The organism is Roseovarius atlanticus, assembly GCF_001441615.1.
Lineage (GTDB): Bacteria > Pseudomonadota > Alphaproteobacteria > Rhodobacterales > Rhodobacteraceae > Roseovarius > Roseovarius atlanticus.
The window spans coordinates 42018-60953 of sequence record NZ_LAXJ01000023.1; the positions used below are offsets into that span (position 1 = coordinate 42018).

At 57.3% G+C, this 18936-nt stretch carries 17 protein-coding genes and 6 pseudogenes; 11 read left to right on the forward strand and 12 right to left on the reverse strand.

Going from position 1 to position 18936, the window contains the following annotated elements; genetic code table 11:
- Positions 1 to 112: 112 nt before the first annotated feature.
- Both XM53_RS17690 and XM53_RS17695 read right to left on the reverse strand, forming a co-directional pair.
- Complete coding sequence (locus XM53_RS17690; protein ID WP_057795746.1) at positions 113 to 406, reverse strand: helix-turn-helix domain-containing protein; 294 nt, start codon at positions 404 to 406, stop codon at positions 113 to 115.
- Complete coding sequence (locus XM53_RS17695; RefSeq protein WP_057795748.1) at positions 403 to 744, reverse strand: type II toxin-antitoxin system RelE/ParE family toxin; 342 nt, start codon at positions 742 to 744, stop codon at positions 403 to 405. Before XM53_RS17695 ends, XM53_RS17690 begins: the two co-directional genes overlap by 4 nt.
- Before the next feature lie 212 nt (positions 745 to 956).
- Between XM53_RS17695 and XM53_RS24120 the strand changes: the two genes are divergently transcribed.
- The 4 genes from XM53_RS24120 to repC all read left to right on the forward strand — a co-directional run bounded on the left by XM53_RS24120 (position 957) and on the right by repC (position 5253).
- Positions 957 to 1712, forward strand: coding sequence for a hypothetical protein (locus XM53_RS24120; protein ID WP_456238907.1), 756 nt, complete (start codon positions 957 to 959; stop codon positions 1710 to 1712).
- A 79-nt stretch (positions 1713 to 1791) separates the two neighbouring features.
- Positions 1792 to 2991, forward strand: a complete 1200-nt coding sequence (repA, locus tag XM53_RS17705) for a plasmid partitioning protein RepA (protein WP_057795752.1) — start codon at positions 1792 to 1794, stop codon at positions 2989 to 2991.
- On the forward strand, positions 2991 to 3959 hold the full coding sequence (gene repB / locus XM53_RS17710) for a plasmid partitioning protein RepB (RefSeq protein WP_236544545.1): 969 nt from the start codon (positions 2991 to 2993) through the stop codon (positions 3957 to 3959). The genes repA and repB overlap by 1 nt, the downstream gene beginning before the upstream one ends.
- A 238-nt stretch (positions 3960 to 4197) precedes the next feature.
- Positions 4198 to 5253, forward strand: coding sequence for a plasmid replication protein RepC (gene repC / locus XM53_RS17715; protein ID WP_057795756.1), 1056 nt, complete (start codon positions 4198 to 4200; stop codon positions 5251 to 5253).
- Positions 5254 to 5482: 229 nt separating this feature from the next.
- Here the strand turns inward: repC and XM53_RS17720 are convergent.
- A pseudogene (locus XM53_RS17720) lies at positions 5483 to 6373 on the reverse strand (Fic family protein); the annotation flags it as partial.
- Positions 6374 to 6378: 5 nt separating this feature from the next.
- On the opposite strand from XM53_RS17720, the pseudogene XM53_RS17725 reads away from it, so the two are divergent.
- The 5 genes and pseudogenes from XM53_RS17725 to XM53_RS22645 all read left to right on the forward strand — a co-directional run.
- Positions 6379 to 7167: pseudogene (locus XM53_RS17725) on the forward strand (DNA-binding protein); the annotation flags it as partial.
- 279 nt (positions 7168 to 7446) lie between these two features.
- A pseudogene (locus XM53_RS22635) lies at positions 7447 to 8100 on the forward strand (DUF1403 family protein); the annotation flags it as partial.
- 213 nt (positions 8101 to 8313) lie between these two features.
- Positions 8314 to 8913, forward strand: coding sequence for an SMC-Scp complex subunit ScpB (scpB, locus tag XM53_RS17730; protein ID WP_057795887.1), 600 nt, complete (start codon positions 8314 to 8316; stop codon positions 8911 to 8913).
- A 195-nt stretch (positions 8914 to 9108) separates the two neighbouring features.
- Positions 9109 to 9219 (forward strand): annotated as a pseudogene (locus tag XM53_RS22640) (transposase domain-containing protein); the annotation flags it as partial.
- Positions 9220 to 9406: 187 nt separating this feature from the next.
- Positions 9407 to 9696 (forward strand): annotated as a pseudogene (locus tag XM53_RS22645) (transposase); the annotation flags it as partial.
- Between the two features lie 236 nt (positions 9697 to 9932).
- On the opposite strand, the gene XM53_RS22650 reads toward XM53_RS22645, so the two are convergent.
- The 4 genes and pseudogenes from XM53_RS22650 to pcaF all read right to left on the reverse strand — a co-directional run bounded on the left by XM53_RS22650 (position 9933) and on the right by pcaF (position 13021).
- Positions 9933 to 10430, reverse strand: coding sequence for a 3-hydroxyacyl-CoA dehydrogenase family protein (locus XM53_RS22650; protein ID WP_236544546.1), 498 nt, complete (start codon positions 10428 to 10430; stop codon positions 9933 to 9935).
- Positions 10431 to 10468: 38 nt separating this feature from the next.
- Positions 10469 to 11092, reverse strand: a pseudogene (locus tag XM53_RS24065) (3-hydroxyacyl-CoA dehydrogenase family protein).
- Positions 11093 to 11193: 101 nt separating this feature from the next.
- Complete coding sequence (locus XM53_RS24070; protein WP_082631089.1) at positions 11194 to 11766, reverse strand: enoyl-CoA hydratase/isomerase family protein; 573 nt, start codon at positions 11764 to 11766, stop codon at positions 11194 to 11196.
- A gap of 49 nt (positions 11767 to 11815) precedes the next feature.
- The gene (pcaF, locus tag XM53_RS17755; RefSeq protein ID WP_408006090.1) at positions 11816 to 13021 is read right to left on the reverse strand and encodes a 3-oxoadipyl-CoA thiolase; all 1206 of its coding nucleotides are present in this window, start codon (positions 13019 to 13021) and stop codon (positions 11816 to 11818) included.
- Positions 13022 to 13282: 261 nt separating this feature from the next.
- On the opposite strand from pcaF, the gene XM53_RS17760 reads away from it, so the two are divergent.
- Positions 13283 to 14452 carry an acyl-CoA dehydrogenase family protein gene (locus XM53_RS17760; protein ID WP_057795769.1) on the forward strand — a complete coding sequence of 390 codons (1170 nt, stop codon included), beginning with the start codon at positions 13283 to 13285 and terminating at the stop codon, positions 14450 to 14452.
- Here the strand turns inward: XM53_RS17760 and XM53_RS17765 are convergent.
- The 5 genes from XM53_RS17765 to XM53_RS17780 all read right to left on the reverse strand — a co-directional run bounded on the left by XM53_RS17765 (position 14447) and on the right by XM53_RS17780 (position 17766).
- Positions 14447 to 14734, reverse strand: a complete 288-nt coding sequence (locus XM53_RS17765) for an enoyl-CoA hydratase-related protein (RefSeq protein WP_082631090.1) — start codon at positions 14732 to 14734, stop codon at positions 14447 to 14449. The genes XM53_RS17760 and XM53_RS17765 overlap by 6 nt on opposite strands.
- 140 nt (positions 14735 to 14874) lie before the next feature.
- Entirely contained in the window at positions 14875 to 15033 is a 159-nt protein-coding gene (locus XM53_RS23465; RefSeq protein WP_160321413.1) for a hypothetical protein, read from the reverse strand.
- Between the two features lie 168 nt (positions 15034 to 15201).
- The gene (locus XM53_RS17770) at positions 15202 to 16122 is read right to left on the reverse strand and encodes an IclR family transcriptional regulator (RefSeq protein WP_082631091.1); all 921 of its coding nucleotides are present in this window, start codon (positions 16120 to 16122) and stop codon (positions 15202 to 15204) included.
- Positions 16115 to 16903 (reverse strand): IclR family transcriptional regulator, encoded by a 789-nt coding sequence (locus XM53_RS17775; RefSeq protein ID WP_057795775.1) that lies wholly within the window; start codon positions 16901 to 16903, stop codon positions 16115 to 16117. The genes XM53_RS17770 and XM53_RS17775 overlap by 8 nt, the downstream gene beginning before the upstream one ends.
- 17 nt (positions 16904 to 16920) lie before the next feature.
- Positions 16921 to 17766 (reverse strand): enoyl-CoA hydratase/isomerase family protein, encoded by an 846-nt coding sequence (locus XM53_RS17780; RefSeq protein WP_236544547.1) that lies wholly within the window; start codon positions 17764 to 17766, stop codon positions 16921 to 16923.
- 173 nt (positions 17767 to 17939) lie between these two features.
- On the opposite strand from XM53_RS17780, the gene XM53_RS17785 reads away from it, so the two are divergent.
- Positions 17940 to 18887 carry a TAXI family TRAP transporter solute-binding subunit gene (locus XM53_RS17785; protein WP_057795779.1) on the forward strand — a complete coding sequence of 316 codons (948 nt, stop codon included), beginning with the start codon at positions 17940 to 17942 and terminating at the stop codon, positions 18885 to 18887.
- Positions 18888 to 18936 lie beyond the last annotated feature (49 nt).

Sequence of the window (18936 nt, forward strand, 5' to 3'; positions counted from 1 at the left end):
CTATCTCCTAACCGATGATACATCACTCACCGTGCTTCCGAGCTCAGAAGTTCTCAGGCTTCACTGAGCGTATCCTCGACAGGAGTATCAAAGGGATCGCGTGCGCCACGGATCAAGCCCCTCGCAATAGGTCCTGAACCACCGATGGCTTCTTTGCGATCAAGGCCAGCAGGACTTGAGCAGGGCCCGTCGGGTGTCGACGCCCATGTTCCCAGTTCAAGAGCGTGCCCTTTGCTACTCCTATGCTTCGAGCGAATTCGGCCTGTGAGAGACCAGTTCGTTGGCGAACTTCGGCCACGTCGACATCGCCAACAGATACCTCATGAACCTTGGCGACGGACACGTCGCCATCGGCGAATGCCAACGCCTCTTCCAGGCCTTTCGACACCGATTCATATGCAGTCATGTTCCGTCTCCATACTTAGCGACAAGCGTCTTGCTCATTTCAACTGCTGCGGCTTGCTCAGCCTTTGACAGGTTGGCCTTCTCATTCTTGGCGAAGACCGTGATCAGAAAGATTGGCATATGGTTACCGCCAAATACATACAACGTCCTGAAGCCGCCGCTCTTGCCACCCCCGCTTCTTGGGATGCGGACCTTGCGAAGCCCGCCGCCGAGTGACACTCCGTCATTAGGATTAGCAGCAATGAAGTTGATTGCAGCCTCGCGCTCTTGTTCCGACATGATTGCTTTGGCACGCCTTTGGAATTCGGGCAGTTCCACCACCGTCTGCAGTCGTGTCATCTCGAATTACCAATTATGCTTCATTGGCGTATAAGTCAATGGCATATGAAGTACGCTTAAAGCAACCCACTTTGTGCCACTCTTGGATATAGCCCAATTGCTAGGGCATCCGGCTAAAAGCTTAAGGCAGTGTAGAATGCTGCTGGAAAGCATCGAGCGGCTTGCTCCTTCGCAACACAGCCATGTCATAACTTTCCAGAAGAGAGGATGCGGTGGTCTCACGGCTGAACCCTGCATTCTTCCAGCCATTTACTGCAGCCTCATTCAGGTCCAGGGCCCCTGCCCTTGGATGTCTTTGCTCGATCTGCCTTTGGATCATCAGCGATCAGATAAAAAAGGCATTCGTTTCTGCGATTTCAGCGCTCGTGCACAGCGTCGAGGCACAGACGCGTCTCACTGGGCAGTTTGCCCTGAAACCGCTTCAGTGCTTTGAAGATTTCATCCGCGCGAGGCTGACGCCGAACATGCACAGTCTCATCGTCCTTTACCAGGTCAATCTCATCACCCGCCTTCAAGCCAAGTTCAGCCACAAGGTCGGCGGGCAAACGGACAGCCAGATAACTCCCCAATTTTGCGACTCGCATCTTGTCCTCTCAAGGTTTGGAGAAACGACGTTCAATGTACGTCCATCTTGCTCCAAGAGCAAACCCATCGCCGTGCCGGTACTGCGTGGAAAATATGCCTACAAGCCATCGCAACTGAACCTGTTGTCGTCCAATATTTTGAAGAATCATCCGGTTCGCATTGATCCAGCGGAACCATCGACCAATGATACCAAGCCGGTTTCTCAGCAGGTAAGTTTGCCTTGCTTTCGCAAGAAACGATCTACTGGATCGAGATTATATTATTACTTTCATTTACTTAACTATGCGCCAACAGATCGATCGCAATTGGTGCTGTGGATAACTTTTGTACTACATCTAGATTCTTCTTGCCGGACTCGCTGGATCGTGGCATTCCCATTCTGACGGCAAATTGCGTCATTCACGTTGTGCGTCGTCAAAATGATCAAGAGCCTTTATAGAGGCCAAGAGCGGGCGGCAGGATATGGATGATCGTAACGTTGGATATGCGCAAGGCATAGGCTCTTCTGACATCGGCACGTTTGCCGACAATCTGGCCGAGTCCCTGGATCGGCAGATGAAGATCGCCTTCGAACCCGAAGAGCGTAAAGCCCTGCGGCGTTTCAGCTCGACCGAAGTTGCCGGTCTCCTGCGCGTAAGCACGTCTAACCTGCGCAACCGGCACAAGGACGGTAGCTTCCCGGAAGTGCATACTGATAACCGCGGGCACCGGTTCTACACAGCCCAAGAAGTAGACGAATTGCGCAACATCTTGGAGCGCACGGGAAAGAACGCCGAATCTTATCGGCCAGGTCGACGCGATGGCGACCGGCTTCAGGTGCTGTCCGTCGTGAACTTCAAAGGTGGTTCTTCAAAAACAACAGCGACGATACATCTTGCACAGCGGTATGCCTTGCGCGGCTACCGTGTTTTGGTCTTGGATCTCGATCCGCAAGCAAGTTTGACCACATTTTTCGGCTTTCGGCCTGAACTCGAGTTCGCCGAAGGCGGAACAATCTATGATGCTCTGAGATATGAGGATCAAGTTCCGCTCGCTGACGTGATCCAGAAGTCCTACTTTCACAAGCTCGACATGGTCCCGGCGGGCTTGATGCTCTCGGAGTACGAAACCGAGACAGCAAACGCGCTCGCCCGTCGGATGCAGCCCATTTTTGCGGAGCGCCTCGCCTTGGCCCTCGAGGAGGTAGAGGCAAATTACGACATTGTACTGATCGACTGCCCGCCTCAACTCGGCTTTCTGACCCTCACGGCATTGGCGGCTTCTACGGGGCTCCTGGTGACGGTCGTACCAGGCATGCTGGACATCGCTTCCATGAGCCAATTCCTGAAACTTGCGTCAGAAACGGTCAAGGCAGTGGAAGAAGCGATCGGTCGACGTGTGACATGGGATTTCGTAAAATTTTTGATCACTAGATATGAGCCGTCAGACGGGCCACAGACCCAAATGGCTGGCTACCTGAGATCAATTCTCGCCGGCCAGGTCATGACCGAACCAATGCTGAAGTCTACCGCAATCTCTGACGCCGGAATGACCCAGCAAACCGTCTATGAAGTTGATCCCGGCCAGTTCATCCGGAAAACGATTGATCGCGCTCTGACCAGCGTGAACGGCGTTGCCGATGAACTGGAGCAGACGATTCAAATGGCATGGGGGCGTCGCTGATGGCCAGAAACATTTTCAACCAACCTCCGAAGGACGAAAAAGAGAGCGCGGCTCCCTCCCCTACCTTGCAAAAAGCTGCAAAGCTGCCCGGCTCTATTGGTGGATTACGGGACTCGTTGCGCGAAATCACGGCCAATTCGATCCGGGACATAGAACCCGATCAGATTGACATGGATGGCCTTCGCGATCGGTTGGTGCTGGAAGATACGAGCATAGACGAGCTTGCCGAGAGCATTCGCAAGCATGGCCAACAAGTGCCGATCATGGTTCGCCCATCGGGCCAACCCGACAGATATCGCGTGATCTACGGGCGCCGTAGGCTGGCGGCGATCCGCAAGATCGGAGGACCGGTCAAGGCAATCGTTCGCACATTGGACGACGACGCCTCGCTTATTGCACAGGGTCAGGAGAACAACCTTCGACTCGATCCGTCGTTCATAGAAAAATCTATGTTTATCAAAGAGATGCAGGAGCTTGGATATAAACCTGGTGTCATTCAGGATGCTTTGGGGTTAACCCGGCAAGGCGTGTCCAACCACCGAGTCGTTATCGATCAATTGCCTGATGGGCTTGTTCAGCTTATCGGGCCGGCACATGGCATCGGAAGACGGCAGTGGGGTGATTTGGCGGCCCTATCGGACAAGGTAGACTTGGTGAATTCGGCCAAAGAGGTGATTGCCGCCCTGCCCGACGACACTCCAAGCCCCGAGAGATTTCAGGCGGTCTATTCTGCTTGCTCGCACAAGGCGCGAGCAGACAAGAAACCGGCCAATCGCGGCGTGACGTCTGTCGTCAAGAATGAGAGCGGCGACACTGTCGGAACGCTGACAGTCGATCAGAAAGCGATCGCCATCAAGATCGCCAAAAAGGACAACCCTGAATTCGGCCAGTGGCTCGAGGAGCATGCGGAAGCTGCGCTTTTGCAACTCTTCGATACGTGGCGGAATGAGAGCGGCTCTGGGTCCTAACCCAAGCCACAAGGAGGAACCCGAGCAAAGGAGAAAAGCGACGGCCAGAAAGAAAAGAGCCCCCCAAAGTTTCCCCTGGAGAGCCCTCATCATCCGATTAGCACTCATGATGTAGCAACCTCCAGTAAACCGGTCAAGAGTCACCGATTCGGTGAACCGATTTTTATTGCCTTTTCCCAGGTGAAACCTTGGGAAGAGACAGGGAAGCTGTGGGCCAAACGGTCATCGCGATCAAACCATGGCATTTACAAAACTATCAATCGAGGCTGCTGGTGCCGATGCATCGCGCGGCTCAACTCCCTCATCTGAAATCGATATCTGGACCATCTTCCGGGCACTGAGAGACGCGCGCAGCGTTTTCGGGCTTCGCCCTGGTCACATCCAGACCCTTCAAGCAATGCTCAGCTTTCTGAAGCCTGGCCATGGCGAAACGGTTTTTGCATCAAATTACTCCATTTGCCATCGCGTTGGCGGGATCGACGAACGGACACTTCGCAGACACATCAACCGCTTCGTTGAACTCGGATTCATCAAGCGCAATGACAGCTCGAACCGAAAGCGCTACCGCGTTCGTTCATCCGGCGGGGAGTGCATCAGTTATGGATTATCGCTCGCCCCCCTACTCCAACGTGCGAGCGAGCTTATCACCATCGCGCAAGAAATGGAGAATAACCGGCGGGATCGGATATTTGTCCGCAAACAGATCCTTACAAAGCTCGCCCATTTGGAAGAGCATGATCCCAGCAACACATTCATCAACCACGCAAGAAAAACGCTACGAAGGAAGCTGAGCCTCCCCGAATACCGCGCACTGCTCGCCGACACAGACGCAGAATGCCAGAATTTGTCCACCCCGGATGACCCGCCAGAAACTATGGAATTGCCCGCCAATGACGGACAAATTGTCCGGCACCAATCTAGATCTGAAAAAGGAAAAAAAGATTTAGAAAGCAACGTAGGCAATGAAGCCCTGACTCCCGACTTGTTAACTTCAGTCTGCAATCAAGCGACATCTTTCTCGACACAGAAACTTAGAAGTTGGTTAGACATTGAAAACCATGCCCGAACACTTGCGCCGATGATGGGCATTCACCCCGAAACGTTCGAGAAAGCAAAGAAAACTATAGGAGCACAGAAGGCTTCGTGCGCGATTTTCATCATGCTACAGCTAGGGCAACGCATCAGGGATTTTGGAGCCTACTTTCACAGTATCACTCTGGGCCAACGTCAAACCCAATTTGATCCGGCCGCTCTGATTAAACGCGCGTCCAAGACCAACGAGTGTGTCGGCTAGTGTCCACCGCGGTGGACGTCCGACGGAAAACCACGCTCATGAAAGCGCCATCATTCCGAGAGCTACAAAGGCGGTCGCGCCAAGACCAGCTCAAGGGACGATGTGCGGTCATTAGCTTGCCCCGGAACAGAAGATGTCCACCGCGGTGGACAAATTGGACACCAAATGGACACAGTGGTTCCCGCCGCCAATCGTTGCAGAATACGATCAGTGTTCTCTCGTTGTAATTCTAGCGCTCCACCGCCAGGTCACCGTCACCAAAAAGGTTTGCAAAAAGTCGCTCTCGATAATCCAACGGAAACGCCAACCAAACGGGCGTCTTCGGCGAGGTGGAAGCCAGGTATCGGGCAGCGGTCAGTTTGTTCAGCGTGATGCGAGCAGTACACTCGGACGTCTTGAGCACAATCTGCGCGTTGCCCTGTCTAGGGCGCCGTGCCGAAGTAACGGCGGAGATCAGTTCCGGCGCTCGCTATGTCATCGATGGTTTCTGCAACAGGACGACGATACCGCGGATCCAGTTCGCCAAGATCGAAGAGTTTTGCCGAAAAGCGATCTGGCCGAGCGTCACCTTTAGGTACCATTCGCTGAATGTCTTCAATGCTGTCTCGGATAATTTACCGCGCCCGTCACGGTCTCCTCGTCGGGGGCTGTCTGCAAAATCCATCATTCGTTTATACTCGCCCCAATCGGTCAGCCCGCGGGGCAGTCCACGCGAAAAGGACCAGAGCCCGTTGGCCTTCAATCCCAGCTGTAAAGGCTATAACATGAGACATCATCCTGCTGAAACGACCGTTGCCATCTGGGAAAGGGTGGGTGTAGTTCAGCCGGTGATGGGCGGATGCAATCGCGATGATCCGTCCGCTCGAGGACCGCGCCGCAATCTGAAACCGTTTGTCAAAGTGATCCATGAATGCCGCGACGCGCGACGGTGAAAAAGGTAGGTGGCGCCCAACAGTAACTTCCCGATCGTCATCCTGACGCATGCGTTCTGGAACGATGGGCTCGTGTGCGCTGTCTAGATGTTCAATGATCCGAAACTCGTCGAGCATCTCGTCGTAGAAGCTTTATGGACTCAGCTCAGGAATTCGACAGATGTGGGGCGGGGCAGGGTGCCCGAGCGGCTGGATGGAGTTGACGGCGCACCGGACTCTGGCACTGCGCGAAGCTGTCGGGCGTTCGCCTGACGTCGCCTCGACGATGCTGCTCCTGAAGCTCGTCAACGACACCTTCAGGACGTCCAGTTCGGCGGGCAACTGTCTCGAGGCTTCGGTGCTTCACGTCTATATTTCTGCGCAGACGAGCGATCAAAAGGACAGCGTGGCGGCCAAGCTGGTGGACGAACGCCACACGGAGTGGGAGGCCGACCTATCGCTTGGCGACGATGCCGCCCTCTTGGACTACCTGACCTCGCTTGATCAAGGGGGCCGGCTGTCCTTGCTCGCGCATTGCCTCAGCTTTGGGATCAACGCACTCCACGAGAAGGTAAACGCCTACCGTGCCGGCATCTCCGCCAGTGGTTTGACACGGCGGATGGCGCAAGCCCACTTGCTTGCCCTGGCGGCCGGCCTCGACATGGACGAGGCGGGATGGGAGCCGACGGTCGATACCTACTTGAACCGTGTGCGCAAGGGTCGGCGCCTCGAAGCAGTGCGTGAGGCGAAAGGGGAGGGCACCGGGCAACTCCTTGATCACCTGAAAAAGGGCGAGATGGCGACCGAAGCCGAGCGTCAGTTGACAAGCAGCAGCTGGTTGTTGGAGGTGCTTCGCCGTAGCGATCTGGCGTCACTCGACAGTGGGGAAGGACAGAGGGCCTCAGAAGGTGTTTCCGACACCGAACAGGTCGAAGAGGCCAATTTGCTCGCCTTCCTCACCGCCGATTTGGCGAGCGATGAGGCACTGATAATGGCGTCGGAGTGGTCTAGACCATCCGAGGGCAGCAAGCTTACGCTCAGTCAAATAAAAATTAACAATATCAATATGATGAATGCAAAACTACGTGCTAAGGATAAGGAATCTTGTCTGGGTAGATCAAACACAGTCTATGGCTTTGCACCTGTCGCGCGTAGCGGATGTTTTTTGTCTCACGAAGGGCACGGTATGGCAAACTTATTGGACATAGCAGAGAACAGCAAGGAGGGGCGGTTTGCACATCATATTGTAGACGAAAGCGCCGCGAGAGACTAGTGTTGTGGCATGACATACCAGTCCGCAGCCATCTCGAACGACTTGAACACCCTACCGCAGCTGCCGGGGTGGGTCACCTCCGGACGTGCTGAAACCCTTGAAACTGTGGCCTTTCGCTCGGGGGCAGCGCTGACGGTGCTCGATCAGCTGGTCAGCGATGCTCGGTATGGCGTGCCGATGAAACTGCACGCGAACCGGCTGGCGCTGAGTGCGGCAGCTGCCACGTCGAAACTGGAAGGGCGGCTGGCACGGAAAGTCGATATCCGTGACGCCTTTCACCTGACCCCGCCGGGCGAGGCGCGGGGCCCGGACTTCGCGGGCGAGGTGGGCCTCTGGCTCGATGCGGGTGCGGAACGGGCTCGGACTCATGGGCCGCTTGCAGGCGGCGTGGCCGTCGTTCGTGCCGTTCTCGATGTTGACGACCGGGCGGGGCGGTTCGGCTGGCTGCTCTCGGATATCGTCCTGGCGCGGGCGCTGAACTGGACACAGATGCTGCCGGTTTCGGCACGGTACCTGACCAAGACGGCGCTGCGCGATCTGACAGTAAAAGGGCAGGGGGCCGAGATGGCGATTCAGGCTCGGATTCTCGAGTCCATCGAGGAGACGATCCGGGTAGCGCGGGATCTCGCGCGCCGGGCCGAGGCCCTTCGCACCGTTGCGCCGAAGTTGCGCGCGAAAGGGTCGAAGGCCGGCTGTCGAACTCTTCCTGACCGAGGATGCTGTGGCACCTGCGTCGATGCTCTCACCGCGCATTCGCGGCACCACGATCCCGATGACCGACCGCGCGGCCTGGCGGTTCTGCGACCGGCTGGTCGAGCTGGGCGTGGCGCGGGAACTGACCGGGCGGTCGACCTTCCGTCTCTACGGGAGCACGTCATGAGTGTTGCGACCAGGAAACAGAAGTCAGCGGATGATGGCCACGCCCACTTCGACCGGGAGCTTGACGACCTTCCCCCGGATTTGCGTTGGCGCGGATGGATGGGTCGGATTGAGGCAGTGCTCTTCGCTAGCGCGAAGCCGGTTAGTCGCGACGACCTGGCCCGGGTGGTGGGGCAGGGGGCGTCGGTCGAGATGCTGATCGACGACATCCAGGCCGAGTTGACCGGCCGTCCCTACGAACTGACTCAAGTTGCTGGTGGCTGGATGTTGCAAACGAAGACCCAGTTCGCCGATGCCATTGAGGCGGCGGCCGACCTAGGCGAGCATTCGCTGGCCTTCACCGAGATGGAGATGGGCGTGCTCTGCGCCGTCGCCTATCACCAGTCGATCGACCGGGCGGGGCTGGCAGACATTTTTGGCAAGGAGGTCAGCCGCGACCTGTTGGCCCGGCTGCGGTACAAGGACCTCATCGCCTCTGGGCCGCGCTCGCCGCGGCCAAGCGCGCCGCATACTTTTGTGACGACGGAGACGTTTCTGGCGACGTTCGATCTGCAGAGTCTGCGGGACCTGCCGGAGCTGGAGCTGCCGAAACCTTGATGTCCGAAGTATGTCGTATTCTTCGGACAAACGAAGCTGTCTGCTCTCAATCTGTCGGGCTTAGAATTTCAATCAGTCGGAGATATGGCCGAACCTGAAGTGTATGGGTATCAAAGCGGAAACGCGGGTTGCGCGCTGTGAGGTATAGAGCTAACTTCTATGCCTCAAAAATAGTCTGCTCATCAGTTATAGGAAGGCCACGAGCCCTTCGCCTACCTAAAGACGACGTTGGAGGCCATCACGGCCGGCCAGCCTGCCAGCAAGATCGACGATCTCCTGCCTTGGAACTTAAACCCGTCAAGTTGATACCCGGTGAAACGGAGACACCGCGTACACATGGTCGGCTCTTCTGGCAAGGTCGGCGGCGCGTTCTTTTAACCACACGACGTGCATGGCATCGCGTTGAACTTCAATGTCGACGCAGCCGCGGTGGAGAAGATTTCCAACTCCGCAAGTGTCAACCCAGATATCATGCGGACTTTGACCTTTTGGGGACCGCGACTATGACGCCGATTGGTTCAGAGAAGCACTGAAAGACAAAGGGATACCTGCCTGGATCCCTGGTCGGAAATAGCGCAAGAAGACCGTGAAGTACTCCTCCTGGAATAATACGCCGCAATACACTGCCAGGCAATTGACAAGCGCCGCTACAAAAGGCGCAACAGGATCGAGATCATGTTCGGCAGGCTCAAAGACTGACGTAGGGTGGCAACCCGGTATGATATATCCTCGAAGGTCTTCTTATCGGCCATCGCTCTCGCTGCACTCGTCATTTATTGGCTAAAAGTTGCTGTAACGGCGCCTGCGTTGCAAACAGCCCGTTATCGCTTGCATGCCGAGAGGTCAGTTGCCGACGTTCCCGTATTAGATCCACACGCTCGACCACATCGGCGAGTCTTGGACTCCAATTGACCTGTTCCGCCGCCTGTAGTGATTCATCCCACACTATCGTGGAGAAGTTTCGCACCGGAGTTCGCGCCGTTCGAACCGATTACCTTGGAAAGCACTTCTTGGACTCGCTATTTGGCACCAGCGGTTTTCCCTGTATGGTGGAACATCAACCCGCCGCGCCAGCGCGGGAAGGCATACCCGTGGATCATCACCAGATCAATGTCCTCAGGCTTTTGGGTGATGCCTTCATTCAGAATTTTCTTTCCCTCGCCGGCCATCGCCTCGACAAGCACCTCCGCAAGCTCGGGGTTAGTCAAGTTACGACGAACGATTCCCGCTTTCTGTGCAACCTCGGCGGCAAGTTGTGCCACGAGTGAACTGTTGCATGCTTGGCCACCGGTGTAATCGTACCAACCCGCCCCGGTTTTTCGCCCAAGGCGGTTGTGATCTTCCACAAGGATATCGGCGACGGTGCGGAGTACCTGATCCTGACCATCGCGATGGCGACTGGCATTTGCGATATCAAGCCCTGACATATCTTGCGCTTCGAAAGGCCCCATCGCCATACCGAAGTCACGCATCGCTTGGTCGATCTGAGTCGGCGATGAACCTTGCAAAAGAGCCATTTCAGCCGCCTCACGATAGCGTTTCAGGATGCGATTGCCTATGAATCCCTCACACACACACCGGACAGGGCAGGGATCTTGTGTATCGCTTTGGCCACGCGGAAGGCTGCCCCCAATGTCGCCTCCGAGGTTGCGTCAGCGCGGATCACTTCCAGCAGTTTCATGATGTGGGCCGGACTAAAGAAATGCAGCCCCAGGAAACGGCCCGGATGGCGCAACCCGGTGGCCATTTCATTGACATCCAGGTAGGATGTATTGGTCGCAAGGATGCATGTTTCGGGCAGCACCGCTTCCAGTTTGGACAGGATGCCCTTCTTGATCCGCATGTCTTCAAACACGGCTTCGATGGCCAGATCTGCCTGAGCCAGTTGATCGTAGCTTATGATGCAGGCAAGGCGTGCGGCAATCGCTTTGGCTTTGTCTTCGGTCAGCAAGCCGCGTGACCTTGCGGCTGAAATCAGCGCCTCGCAATTTGCCTGTGCCTACGCGCGGCTGGCCTCATCTCGTTCGACGATTTGTACCGCGAGGCCAGCGGTGGCCAAGGCATAGGCGATGGACGCGCCCATATTGCCGCCGCCGACGACACAAGCGGTTTTGAAAGCGCGCCCATCGTCGGGGTAGTTGCGCGCCTGCGCCTCCGCCGCGCGTTCGGCAAAAAACACATGGCGCAGGGCAGACGATTGCGGCGATTGCCGAAGGGACAAAAAGGCCTCTCGCTCCTGCGATAGGGCCGCGGTCAGCGGCAGTCGCGCCGATGCTTCGATCAATTGGATTGCCTGCGATGGGGCGATCTGACCTGCTGTGCGGCGTTTTGAAGCCGCACGCGCCTTTTCCAAATCTCCAGAGGAATGGACAGGCGCGGCGAGTTCGAGATCGCGGTGATAGCCCCCGCCTCCAGCGCCTGTCTGGCGGTCAGAGTCCTGCCTGTTACAATCACGTCCAGCGCAAGCGGCATGCCCACAAGACGGCGCAGGCGCTGCGTACCCCCTGCGCCGGGCACAAGGCCCAGTTTCACCTCGGGCAGGCCAAGCTGCGCCTTGGGGCCTGCGATACGGGCCCGGCAGGCGAGGGCGATCTCGCATCCGCCACCCAATGCGGCCCCTTCCAGCACCGCAATGGTCGGGATGGAAAGCTCTGCCAGCCGCCACAGAACATCGTTGAGATGCGGTGCTTCGGGCGGCTTGCCAAATTCGCCTGCATCGGCTCCGGCAACTAATACACGGCAGGCGCTGCGCAGGATGAGGCGGTCAATGGCGTGGTCTGCCGCGACCGCGATACAACCTGCGATTCGGCGCGCAGCTGTCGGTCGATCAGGTTCAGGGGAGGGGCGTCGAATGTGATAACGCCCGCGCGGTCCCTCACGTCAAAGCGTACCTTCGGCCGCGTCATGCGGAAACCCGTTCGATGGCCAGGGCTTCACCCTGGCCGACGCCCACACACATCGTCGCAAGGGCCCGTTGCGCCTGACGCATTTCCAGCTCGATCAGCGCGGTGCCGACCAACCGCGTGCCGGACATGCCAAGCGGATGACCCAGGGCGATGGCGCCGCCATTGGGGTTCACGTGATCGGCATCATCCGGCAGGCCGAGCCCCCGCAAAACCGCAAGGGACTGGCTGGCAAAGGCCTCGTTCAACTCAATCACGTCAAAGGCTTTGACGGACAGGCCTAAACGGTCCACAAGCTTTTGCACCGCAGACACCGGGCCGATCCCCATAACGCGCGGCGCAACACCGGCAGAGGCCCCGCTCAGAATGCGCGCGCGCGGTGTAAGCCCATAGGCCTCGCAGGCCGCAGCCGAGGCGATCAACGTTGCCGCCGCCCCGTCATTCACCCCTGAGGAATTGCCCGCGGTGACCGACCCGCCTTGACGAAACGGGGTTTTCAACTTCGACAGGATCTCGACGGTGGTTTCCCTAGGGTGCTCGTCATGGTCAAAGACGACGTCGTCTCCGCGCCGCTGGGGAATGGTGACCGGGATGATTTCTTTGGCAAAGCGACCGCTGGCCTGCGCGTTTGCGGCACGCGCCTGCGATCGTGCCGCGAATGCATCCTGATCTTCGCGGCTGATGGCAAAGTCTTCGGCCACGTTTTCGGCCGTCTCAGGCATGGACTCGATGCCGAACTCCGCCTTCATCCGGGGGTTGACCATACGCCAGCCAATCGTGGTGTCCTCGACCGAGGAGGCGCGGCTGAACGCCTGTTCGGCCTTGGGCATGATGAAGGGCGCGCGCGACATGCTTTCGACGCCGCCTGCGATCATCAGTTCGGCCTCGCCGGTCTTGATCTTGTTTGCGGCGATATTCACCGCCGCCAGCCCCGAGGCACAAAGTCGGTTCACCGTGAGAGCGGGCAATGTTTCCGGCAACCCAGCCAAAAGCGTGGCCATGCGGGCGACATTGCGGTTGTCTTCGCCGGCCTGATTGGAACAGCCCAGAACCACCTCGTCGATCCTGTCGGCCGGCAATCCCCCATGGCGCGCCAGCAACTGGCGCAGCACATTCGCGCCCAGATCGTCGGGGCGAATGGATGAGAGCGCGCCACCGTAGCGGCCGATCGGGGTGCGGATATAGTCGACGAGAAAGGCGTCCATCACAGAGGTGTCCTTTGTTGGCGCCGAGGCGCGGAATACGATACCGGCCGCAGGCTATTTCTGCGGCGAGGCAGGGCAACCGAAATGAATTTCAGTTCCGCATACCGAATGCAACGCATGCCCCGCTATGCGGAACAGAAGATCAAAAGATTTGTCGTATGACCTGGACGAGACGTAATTCTGGGAGAAATTGCTCCCGGCTGCTGGAAGGGCGATGCCATATCTTCCGCTACCGGCCCTGTTACAGCTAAGGAAAAGTTCATGCCGACCGATCCCGACGTTCTTAATCAAATCCTCGACACGGTGCGCAAATATGTCAATGAGCGCCTGATTCCGGCCGAAGAGCTTGTGGCCCAAACCAGCAAAATCCCGGACGATATATTGAACGAGATGAAGGAAATGGGCCTTTATGGTCTTTCCATTTCCGAAGAGTATGGCGGGCTGGGGTTCTCGATGGAGGATGAGGTGCGCCTGGTGTTCGAACTGGGCCGTACAGCGCCTGCCTTCCGGTCAGCGGCGGGCACCAATATCGGCATCGGCTCGCAATCCATCGTGATTGCCGGAACGGAAGAGCAAAAACGGCATTACCTGCCGAAACTCGCCTCGGGCGAGATTGTCGGCTCTTTCTGCCTGACCGAACCGGATTCCGGATCCGATGCCATGTCGATCCGCACCTCTGCAGTCCGTGACGGGGACCACTATGTCTTGAACGGAACCAAGCGCTATATCACCAACGCACCCAACGCCCAGCTTTTTACGGTGATGGCCCGCACCGCACCGGAACGAAAATCACGCAGCATCTCGTGCTTTCTGGTGGACGCGCAGACGCGCGGAATCACCCTGGGACCGCCGGACAAGAAGATGGGTCAGTCGGGGGCGCTCACCTGTGACGTGGTCTTCGATGATTGCCGCGTACCGGCTTCGGCCCTGCTGGGCGGCGCGGAAGGAAACGGCTTTGTCACCTCCATGAAGGTGCTGGACAAAGGGCGGCTTCATATCGCGGCGCTATGCACAGGAATCGCCGCACGGCTGATCGAAGAAAGCCTGCGATACGCCTGCGAGCGCGAGCAATTTGGCCGAAAAATCATCGATCTTCAGATGATCCAGACGATGATTGCCGACAGCCAGGCCGATACCTATGCGGCCAAGACCATGATTCTGGATGCCGCACGGCGCCGTGATGCAGGGGAAAACACCACCCTGATTGCGGCAAGCGCCAAGATGTTCGCCTCGGAAATGGTAGGCCGGGTTGCGGACCGTGCCGTACAGATTCACGGCGGGGCAGGGTATATGTCGGAATACGCGGTCGAGCGCTTCTACCGCGATGTCCGCCTGTTTCGCATCTTCGAAGGAACGACCCAGATCCAGCAGGGGATCATCGCCCGCACGCTCAAGGCACAATTCGAAGAGACCGGCACTTACGAGCTATGATCGCTTCGCGCCGATCAGTGCCGTAAGGACGGCCACGTGGTCCGTACTTTCATGGGCGACAGCCTGCATCGCAGCACAGGTTGCCAGATAATCCTTCAGTTCTGATCGGGCGGCCATTTTCAGAAGTTGCTTGGTCATCCGCACGGCGGCTGGTGGTTTCTGCGCGATGTCCCGCGCAAGGTCCATCGCATGGTACATAAGGGTGTCTTCCTGGACCACCTCCAGCACCAGACCAAGTTCCAGGGCCTCGTCCGCCGGTATCGGGCGACCCCGGAAACTGATCTCGGCGGCGCGCTAATATCCAAGCAATCGTGTCAGGAACCAGCCGCCCCCACTACCGGCACAAGGCCCAGCTTGACAAAGAACTCCCCGAAAACGGCGGTCGTGCGGGCAAGCCGCAAGTCGCACATCAGTGCAATGTCTCATCCGGCACCCATGGCAGGCCCGTTGACGGCGGCGATGACCGGAATGGTCAGCTGTTCCATGATCAAGAGGATGCGCTGAACGCTATCGGTATAGGCTCGCGCAACTTGATGCGGTTCACCGGCGAACATCCCGTCCTTGGCCTGCATCTCACGCACGTCACCTCCCGAAGAAAAGACGTACCGGCGCCAGTAATGATGAAGGCGCACAAATCGGGATTCAACGCAGAATTTTGAAGCGTTGAGACGATAGCTTCGATAATCGAGCGATCTGACACCGGATTGCGCTTTGCGGGATCAGTCAAGGTAAGAAGCCCAATCCCCTCTTCATGGATCTCGAACAGGACTTTCGGTTCGTTCATGGTGATGGTTCTTCGTGGAATGGTCGTTGCGCTGAATTATCTTGTCGATTACACGTTTGATTTCCAGCAGCTTGTATCCCAGTTGGTGTTGCTTTTCGGGGGGAAGAAGTGCCGCAGGCGCCCCGCATGCCAGCGCATAGGTTGGCGCCCCGTTCAATGAATGGATCGGCACCGAAACCCCATTTATATCCGTTGCCCAGCTCCTATATGCAGTGACGAACCCGCGGTTCTCGATTTCGCCAAAGCCGTCATCGATCCGTTGTAGTAATCGCTCCCAGTTGCGTCCATGTCTTTCCCGCAAGCGGTGATAGATCACGTCGCGCTCTTTCTCGGGCAGGTGCGCAAGAAGTGCAATGCCGGTGGCTGTGCCCGCAAGCGGCAGGCGTGACCCAACATCCAGCTTCAGGGTCATTAGCGTGGACTGGCTGTGACAGACCAGCACTTCCAATGCATCCAACCGGTCGCGTTTGGCCAACGACGCATGGACGTTGTATGTGTCGGCCAGTTTCTGAAGATGGGGTCGTAGGATTTCGCCTAGCGTAAATGGTTGCCGCGCCGCGAATCCGAGGGTCAGAACCGGCGCGTCCAGACGGTATGCGCGCCAGTTGAAAGAATAGTGCAGGTGCCCGAGATTTTCGAGGCTGCGAACGAAGCGTGCTACTGTCGGCTTGGGCAGGTCGATCGCGTCAGCTATTTCGGAGACCTGCATCCAGGTTTTTCCGGAATTGGCGAAGGTCTCCAGAATCATCAGCCCACGCGCCAGGGCTTTCACGAAATGGCGGTCTGTGGCGACATGACCCGGCTCGAAGCGCGCTCGGGCCATATCACGGGGCGATTTAGCTGTGTCGCTGCATTTGATATCTTCTGTCCGTTTTTGCTTAGTCATCGGAGAATGTCGCTCCGATCTGCTCCATGCCGTCGCTAATGTCTCTTGATAGAACCATAAGTTCGGGTCCCAGCGTTTTTACGTAATGACCCCGGCTTTGATTGCGCTGGCGGACACCACAATTAATCGCGGCAACGGATTCCCCGCGATCCAGCCAAACCGGGGCACCGACAGCATAGATATCCGGCCGCCATGAGCCGAAAGACACCGAGAAGCCGACGTGTTGGGTTTCGGAAATCTTGTCGGGCAGATCGGCAATATCATCGTCTGGATATTGCGCTGCGATGGCTTGCAGATGGCTCTCCCTCTGATCGGCGGGCAAGGCCGCGAGAAAGGCCAGGCCAATGGCCGACTGGTGCATCGGCACAAGCGTTCCCACGCGCAGACGCATCGTGGCAGACTGGTCGCCAGCGCAATAGCACAGATAGATTATGTGATGCCCGTAACCGACCCCCAACGCGGCTGACATCTGGTGACGTTCGGCAAAATCCATCATCAACGGTTCCGCAACGCGGGCCAGGATGAGCGATTTCAGATAGGATTGCCCCAAGTTTGTGACATTGTCATCGAGGTGATATTTGCCATGCATGCCAGCCGGCCTCAAATACCCCATCTTGACCAGCGTATGGCAGAGGCGGGTGACCGTGGCCTTCGAAAGGCCTGTGCGCTCGACGATTTCCTTGTTGCCCATGGGCGCCTGCCGCGACCGAAAAGCCTGCAGTATCGCAAGCCCCCGCGTCAGGGAAAGAATCTCGGTCGGCGTGTCACGTTTGTCTTGCATTAAACCTCGATCTGTCTTCAACGCCCCTGCCAGACAGGCGCACGTTTTTCGGCAAAGGCACGGGGACCTTCCTGTGCATCTTCGCTGGCATAGACCATTTCGAAAATACCCTCCGCCTCGCGAAGACCCGGTTCACAGCCCAGAGACATTGCTTTTAGGGTCGATTCCTTGGCGGCACTGACCGACAGGGGGGCGTTTTCCGCGATGGTCCGCGCAAGGCCATAGGCCCGGTTCATCACGTCTTGAGCCGTCGGCTCCACATAGTTGACGAACCCGAGATCGCGATACCGCTCGACTGGATGCGACTCTCCTGTCAGCAAGATCTCCATTGCGAAGGGCAAGGGCAATTGCCATAGGATCGGCACGGCCCAGGGCGAGCCGCGCCCGCGCTTGACCTCGGTAACACCGCCAGTCGTTCCCTCCAACCCAACACGGATGTCCGAATTCAGCATCAGCATAAAGCCGCCTGCCGCGAAATGCCCGGTCATTGCCGCGATGATCGGGACTTTCACGCGGCGCATACGCTGGTGAAACGGATCATGAATTAGATCGAGAATATCACGGCCCTGTTCGCGCTTGACCTCAGCGGCTTCCTTGAGATCCATGCCGGCGCAGAACGTGCCGCATTGGGCGGAGGTTAGGACCACCGCACGCACCGAGCGATCTGCATCGATCTTTTCCCAGATGTCGTGCAACTCGTTCGCGGCGACAATGGACAAGGCATTGCGCCGCTCCGGGCGGTTGATCGAGACGGTGGCCACGTGATCGAGGATTTCAAGGGTAACAACATCTTGGCTGGTCATTGGGTCTTCCCGAAAATTTAAGCTCTTACAAAACTTGGAACGGGAAAACGTCTCACTCAATAAAAATGGCTCTCGGTTTCGCATAGTGAGTTTCTACTATGCGAAACTCAAGATCAAAAATATTGAGGGTCTTTACTGATTCGTAGCAGGTAGTGGGCACTGCGAAAGTCTCAAGGACCGGAGCTGTAATGTCGCGGGGAGGACGCGCGACAACAACAAGGAGGAGACAACCGATGAAACTTTCTAAGAGCAAAAACCTATGCGCCGTTGTAATTGGCGCGTCGCTAGGCTGGTCGGCCATGGCCGAAGCTGAAACACTGAGCCTGGGCGCAACCAATGCCACCTCAAGTCATTACCAGATCGCCGTGGCTATGGCGAAAGCCATCGAAACCGAGAATGACGGCATCACGGTCACAGTTGTCGAAACCGGTGCCAGCGTCGACAATATCAAACGCCTGGCACGCGGCGAGATCGACCTGGGCTTGGTGGCCGGGGATATTTTCATTCAGGCGCTGACCGGAACTGGCAAGTTCGAAGGTCATGCTGTTGACGATCTGGTCGCGCTTTACCCCTACAGCACATCCATTATCAATATCGCGGTGCGTCAGGACAGTGGCATCACCAACCTACAAGAACTGGAAGGCAAGAACTTTACACCAGGCATTCGTGGCAGTGGTGGCGAGGCGCTAATCTCCGCAGCCTTCGAACTGTTCGGGATTGAGCCGAACTACATTTACGGGACCGTGACCGATGCCAAGGAAGGGGTCGCGAATGGTCAACTGATTGGCTACAGCAAGTATGCGGCGGCCAATCGGGTGGATGCCGCCCTGCAAGAGCTAATGACCTCAACAGATATGCGCCTGCTAGGCTTTAACGCAGAGCAGCAGGCCCTGATCAAAGAGAAAATTGCCGGCGTGGGATTCATTGAAGTGCCGGCCGGGTTCATCGAGGGAAACGATGCTTTTGTCACGCCCGCAGTCCCGATCGTTTATGCGACGCGAAAATCTCTGATGGATGATGCCACTGCGGAAAAAGTTGCCCGTGGCATTGGTGAGCATACCGACATTCTGATCGAGACATGGCCGCAACTGGCTGACTATGATTTCCGTGCGTCGATCCTTGAGACGCAAGATATCGGCATCGCCGTGCACCCGGGCGCATTGGGGTATTGGCAGCAATAAGCGCTGCGAACCGCATACCCGCTTTATGAAACTCCAAAGATGGCCGGTG